General features: G+C 65.3%; 8 protein-coding genes. All 8 read left to right on the forward strand.

Annotation, left to right across the window (positions count from 1 at the left end; translation table 11 throughout):
* Nucleotides 1-4 precede the first annotated feature (4 nt).
* Nucleotides 5-301, forward strand: a complete 297-nt coding sequence (locus ACUXV1_RS19830) for a sarcosine oxidase subunit delta (protein ID WP_081556345.1) — start codon at nucleotides 5-7, stop codon at nucleotides 299-301.
* Entirely contained in the window at nucleotides 298-3315 is a 3018-nt protein-coding gene (locus tag ACUXV1_RS19835) for a sarcosine oxidase subunit alpha family protein (RefSeq protein WP_446016286.1), read from the forward strand. Before ACUXV1_RS19830 ends, ACUXV1_RS19835 begins: the two co-directional genes overlap by 4 nt.
* Nucleotides 3308-4003 (forward strand): sarcosine oxidase subunit gamma, encoded by a 696-nt coding sequence (locus ACUXV1_RS19840; RefSeq protein ID WP_446016287.1) that lies wholly within the window; start codon nucleotides 3308-3310, stop codon nucleotides 4001-4003. The genes ACUXV1_RS19835 and ACUXV1_RS19840 overlap by 8 nt, the downstream gene beginning before the upstream one ends.
* Nucleotides 4004-4077: 74 nt before the next feature.
* Nucleotides 4078-5046 (forward strand): dipeptidase, encoded by a 969-nt coding sequence (locus ACUXV1_RS19845; RefSeq protein ID WP_194426576.1) that lies wholly within the window; start codon nucleotides 4078-4080, stop codon nucleotides 5044-5046.
* Between the two features lie 164 nt (nucleotides 5047-5210).
* Entirely contained in the window at nucleotides 5211-6272 is a 1062-nt protein-coding gene (locus ACUXV1_RS19850) for a haloacid dehalogenase-like hydrolase (protein ID WP_446016289.1), read from the forward strand.
* A 358-nt stretch (nucleotides 6273-6630) separates the two neighbouring features.
* Nucleotides 6631-7479, forward strand: a complete 849-nt coding sequence (locus ACUXV1_RS19855) for a glycine betaine ABC transporter substrate-binding protein (protein ID WP_446016290.1) — start codon at nucleotides 6631-6633, stop codon at nucleotides 7477-7479.
* Between the two features lie 323 nt (nucleotides 7480-7802).
* Nucleotides 7803-8336, forward strand: coding sequence for a DUF5943 domain-containing protein (locus ACUXV1_RS19860; protein WP_446016291.1), 534 nt, complete (start codon nucleotides 7803-7805; stop codon nucleotides 8334-8336).
* Nucleotides 8337-8349: 13 nt separating this feature from the next.
* On the forward strand, nucleotides 8350-10410 hold the full coding sequence (locus tag ACUXV1_RS19865; protein ID WP_043638760.1) for an NADH:flavin oxidoreductase: 2061 nt from the start codon (nucleotides 8350-8352) through the stop codon (nucleotides 10408-10410).
* Nucleotide 10411 lies beyond the last annotated feature (1 nt).

Raw genomic sequence — 10411 nt, forward strand, 5'->3', positions numbered from 1 at the left:
GCCGATGCTGTTGATTCATTGCCCGCATTGCGGGGAGGCGCGGGAGGAGGAGGAGTTCGCCTACGCCGGGGAAGCCTTCATCGTCCGTCCGGCGGCGCCGGAGCAGGTGGACGACGAAGCCTGGGGCGATTATCTATTTGGCCGCAAGAACCCGCGCGGCTGGCATTGGGAACAATGGCAGCACGCCGCCGGCTGCCGCAAGGTGTTCGCCGTCCGGCGTCACACCGTCAGCTACGAGATCGCAGGCAGCTGGACGCTGGCCGAGGGCAAGGCCCGCTATTTGCAGGAGGATCAGGCGTGAGCGGCTATCGCATCCACCGCCCCGGCGAGCGCATCGATCGCAATCGGCCGCTGGCTTTCTCCTTCGACCGCGCGGCCTATCACGGCTTCGCCGGCGACACCTTGGCCTCGGCGCTGCTGGCCAACGGCCTACGCCTTCTAGGCCGCAGCTTCAAGTACGGCCGGCCGCGCGGCATCGTAGGCTTCGGCGCGGAAGAGCCCAACGCTTTGATCCAGCTGGAAACCGGCGCTTTGACCACACCGGATCTCAAAGCCACTCAGGTGGAGCTGTACCAAGGCTTGCAGGCCTTTAGCGGCTTGGGGGACGGGTCTTGGGGCATGAGGCTCAAGGGCGCGCTGGGCCGCTTGGAGCGTTTCATGCCGGCGGGCTTTTATTACAAGACCTTCATGCAGCCGGCGCGGGCCTGGCCGTTTTACGAGCGGCGCATCCGCGAAGCCGCCGGTTACGGCGAAGCGCCGCGGCTGCCGGACCCGGAGCATTACGATCATCTGCATCACCATGTGGACTTGCTGGTGGTGGGCGGCGGCGCGGCTGGCTTGTGGGCGGCCACGCTGGCGGGGCGCGCCGGCCTGAAAACGCTGCTGTTGGACGAACAGACGGAAATGGGCGGCTGGCTGCTGAGCGAGCGCCGGCTGCGCATTGATGGTCTGGAAACGATGGATTGGACGCGCCAGCGCTTGCAGGAGCTGGCTGCGCTGCCCAATGTCCAGCTCTTGCCGCGCGCCACCGTGTTCGCGTTGCATGAGGGCAATCTGGCCTTGGCGGTGGAGCTGTTGCAGGACCACCTGTCGCCATCCGAGCGCAATCCGGCCCAGCCGCGCCAGCGTCTGCACAAGATACGCGCGGGCCAACTGGTCTTGGCCAGCGGCGCCATCGAACGGCCGCTGGTGTTCGGCAACAACGATCTGCCTGGAGTGATGACCGCCGCCGCCGGCCATACTTATTTGAACCGTTACGGCGTGGCGGTGGGGCGTCGGCTGCTGTTGCAGACCCAGAACGACGCAGCCTACGACGCGGCGTTGGAGCTGGCCTTGTCCGGCGTGGCGGTGACGCTGGCCGACGCCCGTCCAGGCGGCGCGGTGGCATGGCGCAGCCGCGCCGCGCAGAATGCCGGCGTGGAACTGCTGGCCGGCTACGGTATCGCCAGGGTGAACGGCGGCGCCGGCGTCAGCGGCGTGGAACTGGTGAAGCTGGGCGCGGATGGCCGGAGCGTGGCCGGCAAGGGGCCGCGGCTGGAGGCGGACGGCGTGCTTTCTTCCGGCGGCCTCAGCGCCAGCGTGCATCTGTTCTGCCACAACGGCGGCCGTCCGCTGTGGCGTCCGGACCGTTTGTCCTTCGTCTGCCCGGACGAGGGCCGGCCCGGCGTCGTCTGCGTGGGCGCGGTCACCGGGCGCTGGGAGTTGGACGAAGCTCTGGCCCAGTGCCATGCCGCCATGTTGGGGCTGCTTGGCTCGGGAAGCCCGGTCGGCCTGGGTGCCGCGCCGCGAGTAGAGCCGGAGGACGTGGCCGCGCCGCGCGAAATCTTCCGTCTGCCAGACGGACGGCACGAAGGCGTCGGCGCCAAGGCTTTCGTCGACTTTCAGAACGACGTGGCCGCCGCCGACATCCATCTGGCGGTGCGCGAAAACTACCGCTCCATCGAGCATGTCAAGCGCTACACCGCGCTGGGCTTCGGCACCGATCAAGGCAAGTTGTCCAACGTCAACGGCTTCGCCATCGCCGCCGAGGCGCTGGGCAAGCCTATCGCCGAGGTGGGCACCACCACGTATCGGCCAGCCTACACCCCGGTCAGCTTCGGCGCGCTGGCGGGAGCCAATGCCGGAGAGACCTTTGACCCGCGTCGCTACACCGCCATGCACGACAGCCATACGGCGCGCGGCGCCGAGTACGAGCTGGTGGGGCAGTGGCTGCGGCCCTGGTATTTTCCGCGGCCGGGCGAGGACCTGCACGCGGCGGTGCGCCGCGAATGCCGTGCCGCTCGCCAGGGGGTGGCGGTGATGGACGCTTCCACCCTGGGCAAGATTGATGTGCGCGGCCCGGACGCGCGGGAGTTTCTGGGCCGCGTCTACAGCAACGCCTGGAGCAAGCTGGAGCCGGGCAAATGCCGCTACGGCCTGATGCTGGACGAAAACGGCATGGTGATGGACGACGGCGTCACCGCCTGCCTGGCGGACGACCATTTCCACATGACCACCACTACCGGGGGCGCGGCTCGGGTGTACAGCTGGCTGGAGCGCTGGCACCAGACCGAATGGCCAGAGCTCAAGGTGAGGTTCAGTTCCATCACCGATCATTGGGCCACCACGGCGCTGGTGGGGCCGCAAAGCCGGGAGGTGTTGCGCAAGCTGTGTACGGACATAGATCTGTCCGCGCAGGCTTTTCCTTTCATGGAGGGCCGCATCGGCACGGTGGCCGGCGTGCCGGCTCGGGTGTTCCGCATCAGCTTCTCCGGCGAACTGGCTTACGAGATCAATGTGGACGCCGGCTACGGCCGTTATCTGTGGGAGGAGGCGATGCGGGCTGGAGCCGAGTTCGGCATCACGCCCTACGGTACCGAGGCCATGCACGTCTTGCGCGCGGAAAAGGGCTTCATCATCGTCGGTCAGGACAGCGACGGCTCGATGAGCCCCAACGATCTGGCCATGGGCTGGGCGGTGGGGATGAAAAAGCCGTTCAGCTTCCTCGGCCGCCGCTCCTTGCTGCGCGCCGATACCGCCGCCGCAGGCCGCAAGCAGTTGGTGGGCTTGCTGACGGAGGATCCGCGGCTGGTGTTGCCGGAAGGCGCGCAAATTCTCAACGATGTCAACGACGCCGTGCCGGCGGCGATGCAGGGCCATGTCACCTCCAGCTACCACAGCGAATGCCTGGGCCGTTCCATCGCAATGGCTGTGTTGAAGGATGGCAGCCGTCGCGAGGGCGACACCGTGCAAGTCTGGTGGCGGGGCCGCAGCGTGCCGGCGCGGGTGGCGTCCGCGGTCTTCGTCGACAAGGAAGGAGAACGTCAGCATGTCTGAATCCGCGTTCAAGCCTGTGCTGGAATCGCCCTTGCGGCATCTGGATTTGCAGGAAGCGGCCGAGCCGCGCCGCGCCGACGGCCGTGTTTGGGGCAATGAAGCGCCTAATCTGGGCTATGCGGTGCTGCGCGGTGACGGCGCCGAGACCGGTTTTTTCGAGCTGACGGCGCGTGTCACTGGGCTGGAGCCGCCGCGAAGGCCCAAGGCCTTGAGCCAGGGGGAGGGCGGCGCGCTGCTGTGGCTGTCGCCGGACGAATGGCTGCTGATCAGCCGCCGCCAGCGGCTGGCCGCCTGGCTGCCTGCGCTGGAGCGGGGCTACGCCGAGCAGCGCCTGTTCGCCCAGGCGCTGGATGTCAGCGGTGGCTTCACCGCCGTTTACCTGTGCGGTGAGCCGCATCTGGCCGTGTTGCGCCATCTGGGGGGCTACGATTTCGAGGCGCTGCGTCCCGGCCAGGGCGTCTGCACCCTGCTGGGCAAAGCGGCGGTCCAGGTGCTGCGCCTGGACGGTGACGGAGTGTTCGTGGTGTGCCGCCGCAGCTTTGCCGACTACGTCTGGCTGCTGCTGCGGCGAGCGTCCAGGCCTTACGGCTTCGCGGTATGCGAGTTGCCGGAAGACGACGCCGGCCATCCGCTGTGGGGGGGATTGGCGCGGCCAGCGCCGGCGGCTGTCCTGACCGAGAGTTCTTAAAAACCTGTTTACGGCCTGCTGCACTGCAGCGGAATGGTTGGACAGAGGCGCGGACAAGCTGGAAGGAGATTGCAATGGATTTGCACACAGATGCGTTGGTGATAGACGGGCTGATCATCGCCAAATGGGGGCGGCCGGTATTCGAGGACATGCGTCGTGGCGGCTTGAGCGCCGCCAATTGCACCGTGTCGGTGTGGGAGGGCTTTCAGGACACCGTGAACAATATCGCCGAAATGAAAGGGTTGATCCGTGAGCACGGCGATCTCTTGACCTTGGTGCGCGGCGTCGAGGATATCCGTCGCGCCAAGGCGGAGGGGCGCACCGGCGTCATCCTGGGCTTTCAGAATGCCCATGCCTTCGAAGACAGGCTGGAGTCTATCGAAGCCTTCGCCGATATGGGCGTGCGCGTGGTGCAACTGTGCTACAACACGCAAAACCTGATCGGTACCGGCTGTTACGAGCGCGATGGCGGCTTGTCCGGCTTCGGCCGCGAAGTCATTGCGGAAATGAACCGCGTCGGCATCATGGTGGACCTGTCCCACGTGGGCGGTCTCACCTCGCGCGAGGCCATTCTGGAATCGAAAAAGCCGGTCTGCTATTCCCATTGCCTGCCCTCCGGCCTCAAGCCGCATCCGCGCAACAAGAGCGACGAGGAACTGCGCTTCATCGCCGATCACGGCGGCTTCATCGGCGTCACCATGTTTCCTCCCTTCCTGCGCCGCGGCATCGCCGCCACCGTGGACGACTACGTGGAAGCGATGGATTACGTGATCGCGCGGGTGGGCGAAGACTGCGTCGGTTACGGCACCGACTTCACCCAGGGCTACGATCAGGCTTTCTTCGACTGGATCACCCACGACAAAGGCCGGTATCGCCGACTGACCGATTTCGGCACCATCCTCAACCCGGAAGGCATTCGCACCATAGGTGAAACGCCTAATCTGACCGCGGCGATGCAGAGGGCCGGCTGGTCTGAGAGCAAGATTCGCAAAGTGCTGGGGGAGAACTGGTTGAGGGTGTTCGGCGAGGTATGGGGGGCTTAGAACCTGTTTATGCTCTCGCGAGCAAGGGCGAGACAAGGCGAAAACGGCTGAGAAAGCGGAAGGGTGTACTCAGGGTGCATGACCCTTTCGAAGGGGTTTTCAAGGCCCTATCTCCGCAGCGAAACAGATCGTAAACAGGTTCTAAAGCGCATTCAGGAGGGTTTATGAAGCAACTTAAAGTGTTGGCGACGTTGTTGTTGTCGCTCGTGTTTTGGGCCAGGCAGGCCGCGGCGGAGACAGAGCTGAAGCATTGGCCGCCCAAAATCGCGGAGCGGCTGAACTCCATGATCAAGGCCAATGCTCATAAGGGCGAATACGCGGTGTTCGATATGGACAACACCAGCTACCGCTACGATCTGGAAGAAGCGCTGCTGCCTTATATGGAGGCCAAGGGCTTGCTGAGCCGAGAGCGGCTGGACCCGTCGTTGAAGCTGATCCCCTTCCGTGACGAGCCGGGCCGGCTGGAAAGCCTGTACAGCTACTATTTGCGGCTGTGCGAAATCGACGAATTGATCTGCTACCCCTGGGCCGCGCAAGTGTTTTCCGGGCTGACGCTGCGCCAACTCAAGACGCAGGTGGACGCCCTGATGGCCAGCGGCTCCCCGGTGCCCGTCAGGTATTTTCATCAGGGCAAGGTGGTGGAGGGCAGCGTGCCGGCGCCACGCGTGTTCACCGGCATGGTCGAGCTTTACACCAAGCTGCAGGAGAACGGCATCGCGGTCTACGTGATGACCGCGGCCAGCGAAGAACTGGTGCGCATGGTGGCCAGCGACCCGCGTTATGGCTACCAGGCGCCGCCGCAGAACGTGTTGGGGATCAACCTGTTGCTGAAGGACCGAAGCAGCGGCGAGCTCACCACCTCGCGTTTGCAGATCAAGCGCGGCGGCTATGAGCCGGAACGTAATTTGGACCTGGAACTGACCCCTTATCTGATGAACCCGATGACCTGGTACGAGGGCAAGGCCGGGACCATCCTGGGCTGGATAGACCAATGGCGCAAGCCGGTGCTGGTGGCTGGCGACACGCCGCAGTCCGATGGCTACATGCTGCTGAACAGCACCGATACGGCCAAGGGCGGCTTGCGGCTCTGGGTTGACCGCAAAGCGGGTTATTGGGATCAGATCCGGAACTGGAGCCGCGAAGCGGCCAAGCAGCAGTGCAAGTTGGGCCAGCCGGCAACGGCGGACCGCAACTGGCTGGTGGTGAGGCCGGAGCAGATTCAATGAGCGCTTGAAGACGCCGAATGGGGCGCATGGGCATTCTCACGCCGGCTTCAGGCGGCATCGCCGAAGCGCAACGGATTTTTGACCGGGTATTTACGATATCGCGAGCCAAGAGCCGCTAACAAAACCGCGCAGCGCACCTGAGCCAAGGCGCGCCGACGCAGGCAGTACAAAGTAGTACGGCAAGGAGGCGCAACGCAGGATCAGGGGTTTTGTTAGCGGGTCTAAGGCGAGACAAGGCGAAAACGGCTGAGAAAGCGGAATGTACACCTGGTACATAAGCATTTCGAAGGTGTACTCACCGTGTAAGGCCCCACAACGCGCAGCAGATCGTAAACAGGTTCTAAGGGAGGAAACAAATATGTTGAGGCAATGGTGCTGCATCCTACTGCTGCTCTTGTGTGCGCCGGCCCAGGCGATCGAGGCCACGCCCGGCAAACCAGCGATCAAGATCGGCTATGTCGAAGGCTGGGCGGACAGCGTGGTCACCACCCAAGTGGCGGCCCAGATCATTCGCGGTCGGCTGGGCCACCCGGTGGAACTGATGCCGGTAGCCGCCGGCATCATGTGGCAGGGCGTGGCGCGCGGAGATCTGGACGCCACGTTGTCGGCCTGGTTGCCGGTGACGCAGGGCGCGTATTACCGGCAGTTCAAGGACAAGGTACTGGACTTGGGGCCTAATTACGTTGACGCGCGCATTGGCCTGGTCGTGCCGGACTATGTCGACGCCCGCTCCATCGGCGATCTCAACGCCGCCCGCGCGGCGTACCAGGGGCGCATCGTCGGCATAGACGCCGGCGCCGGAGTCATGCAAAAGGCCGAGGCGGCGATCAAGGCCTACCGGCTGAATTTTGCGCTGATGCCCAGTTCCGGGCCGGGCATGACGGCGGAGCTGGCGCGCGCCATCAGCGCCCGCAAGCCCATCGTGGTGACCGGCTGGGTACCGCACTGGATATTCGCCAAATGGAAGCTGCGCTTTCTCGACGATCCGCAAAAAGTGTTTGGAGAGGCCGAACACGTCAACAATGTGGCCCATCCCGGCCTGAGCGCCAAGGCGCCGCGGGTGCTGGCCTTCCTGCAGCGCTTCCGCTGGCGGCCGGAGGAGATCGGCCCGCTGATGCTGGCGGTGGAGACCGGTGCCAAGCCCGCCGCTGCGGCGGCATCCTGGATTAGGGCCCATCCGGAGCGGGTGGCGGAGTGGGTGCCCTGAGTCATCGTGTGTTCAATACTCTTCCTCGCCTTGGCGGACCGCGGTCCGCCTTTTTTGCGACCGCGCCGTGCGGTGTCGGCAATGGGCAAAAACCGGTCGCGCCGAGGGGGCTGGCTTGGGATGACCTGCGGCAACATGCCGGCAATGGCGGGCTGTGCCCGGCTTGCTCGGAGCCTGTTCAAAGTCTCGCGGGCAAGAGCGAGACAAGGCGCAAACCACTGAGAAAGCGAGATATGCGTTTGGTATATCGGCGTTTCGAAGTCGTTTCCAACGCCGTATCGCCGAACCGTAGCAGGCTTTGAACAGGTTTCCAGGAGAACGGCATGCAACCGCAACTTCCCATCGATGTGGACCCCGACAGCGGCGTCTGGCGCACCAATGGCCTGCCCATGTTGTACGTGCCGCGTCATTTCTTCATCAACAACCACCTGGCCATGGAGGCCGCGCTGGGCCGTTACCCGTACGCGGACGCGCTCTACCAGGCCGGACATCGTTCCGCCCACTACTGGTGCGCCAGCGAAGCGGCCACCCACGGCCTGACCGGCCTGGCGGTGTTCGAGCACTATCTGAGCCGGCTGTCTTTGCGCGGCTGGGGCCGCTTCCGCTTTTTGGAGGCGGATGTAGCCAGCGGTAATGCCCACATCCGGCTGGACCACTCCTGCTTCGTGCTGGCCCAGGGCGAGGCCGGCGCGCCGCAAAGCGAGCATATGGCCTGCTATCTCTTCGCCGGCTGGTTCGCCGGAGCGATGGACTGGGTGGGGGAAAGCCTGGGGCACGACTACCGCACCGTCAGCCGCGAAAGCCAGTGCGCTGGGCAGGGCGCGCCGTATTGCGCGTTTTCGGTCCACCCTTTGTAACCAGGAGCCGGCCATGTCTTACCCGCATTTGTTCGAACCCATCACCCTGAACCGGCTGACCTTGCGTAACCGCATCGTGAGCACCGCCCACGCCGAGGTCTACGCCGAAGCCGGCGGCCTGCCGGGCGAGCGCTACATCCGCTACTACGAAGAAAAAGCCAAGGGCGGTTTGGCGCTGGCGATTTGCGGCGGCTCGAGTCCGGTGTCCATCGACAGCCCGCAGGGCTGGTGGAAATCGGTGAACCTGACCAGCGATGCGGTGATAGAACCGCTGGCGCGGCTGGCGGAAGCCATGCACCGCCACGGCGCCAAGATCATGATCCAGGCTACCCACATGGGGCGGCGCTCCAGCTTTCAGGGCGAGCACTGGCCGCATCTGCTCAGCCCCTCCGGCGTGCGCGAGCCGGTGCACCGCGGCAACGCCAAGATCATGGAGGTGGAGGACATTCGTCGCGTGATCGCGGACTTCGCGCTGGCGGCGCGGCGGGTCAAGGCCGCCGGCCTGGACGGCATCGAGATCGCCGCCGCCCACCAGCACTTGATCGACCAGTTCTGGAGCCCGCGCACCAATCAGCGCGACGACGAATGGGGCGGCAGCCTGGAAAACCGGCTGCGCTTCGGCATGGAGGTGCTGCAAGCGGTGCGCGCCGAGGTGGGCGCGGACTTCTGCGTCGGTCTGCGCATGAGCGGCGATGAATTCCACGAAGACGGCCTTAGTCACGACATGCTCAAGGAGATTGCCGCCGCCATGTCCGAAACCGGGCTGATCGACTATCTGTCGGTGATAGGCTCCGGCGCGGACACCCACAACAGCCTGGCCAACTGCATGCCGCCGATGGCGCTGCCGCCCGAGCCTTTCGTGCACCTGGCCGCCGGCATCAAATCGGTGTCCAAGGTGCCGGTGATGCACGCGCAGAGCATACGCGATCCAGTGCAGGCGGAGCGCATCCTGGCCGCCGGCATGGTGGACATGGTGGGCATGACCCGCGCCCACATGGCCGACCCGTATTTGGTGATCAAGATCCGCGACGGCAAGGAAGACCAGATCCGCCAGTGCGTGGGCGCCAATTACTGCATAGACCGCCAGTACTACGGTCAGGATGTGCTGTGCATCCAGAACGCCGCCACCAGCCGCGAGTCCACCATGCCCCATCTTATCTCGCGGGCGGCGCGGCAGCGCCGGGTAGTGGTGGTGGGCGCGGGGCCGGCCGGGCTGGAGGCGGCGCGGGTGGCGCGCGAGCGCGGGCACGAGGTGGTGCTGTTCGAGAGGCAGCCGCAGGTGGGCGGTCAGATCCTGCTGGCGGCGCGCGCGCCGCAGCGCGAACAAATGGCCGGCATCGTGCGCTGGCTGGACATGGAAACTCAGCGCCTGGGCGTGGACCGCCGGCTGAGCACGACAGCGGACCGCTCCATGATCATGGACGAACGGCCGGATATCGTGGTACTGGCCACCGGCGGCCGGCCGCATACCGGCCAGGTGCCGGCCTGGGGCGTGGCGGAGGGGCTGGCCGTCGGCAGCTGGGATATCTTGTCCGGCCAGGTGGAGCCGGCTCGCAATGTGCTGGTTTACGACGCGCTGGGCACCCACGCCGGCTTCGGCGTCGCCGATTATTTGGCCAGCCGCGGCAGCACGGTGGAAATCGCCACGCCGGACGTGAAGGTGGGCGACGACACCGGCGGCACCACCTTTCCCATCTTCTACCGCCGCCTGTACGCCCAAGGCATCATCCCCACCCCCAATGTCTGGCTGGAGGGGGTGTACGCCGAAGGCGACAAGAAAATCGCCGTGCTGCGCAACGAATACACCGAAGCGCTGGAAGAGCGGGCGGTGGACCAGGTGGTAATAGACAACGGCGTTCTGCCGGACGACGCCCTGTACGGGCAACTGAAGCCCTTGTCGAGAAACCGCGGTCAGACTGATGTGCGGGCGTTGTTCGCCGCCGAGCCGCAGCCCTGTCTGGACTGGCCGCTCGCGGCCAGGGAATTCCTGCTGTTCCGCGTAGGCGACTGCGTCTCCATGCACAACATCCACGGCGCGCTCTACGACGCTCTGCGGCTGGCCAAGGATTTCTGAC

It is taken from the genome of Chromobacterium sp. W521 (assembly GCF_052805975.1).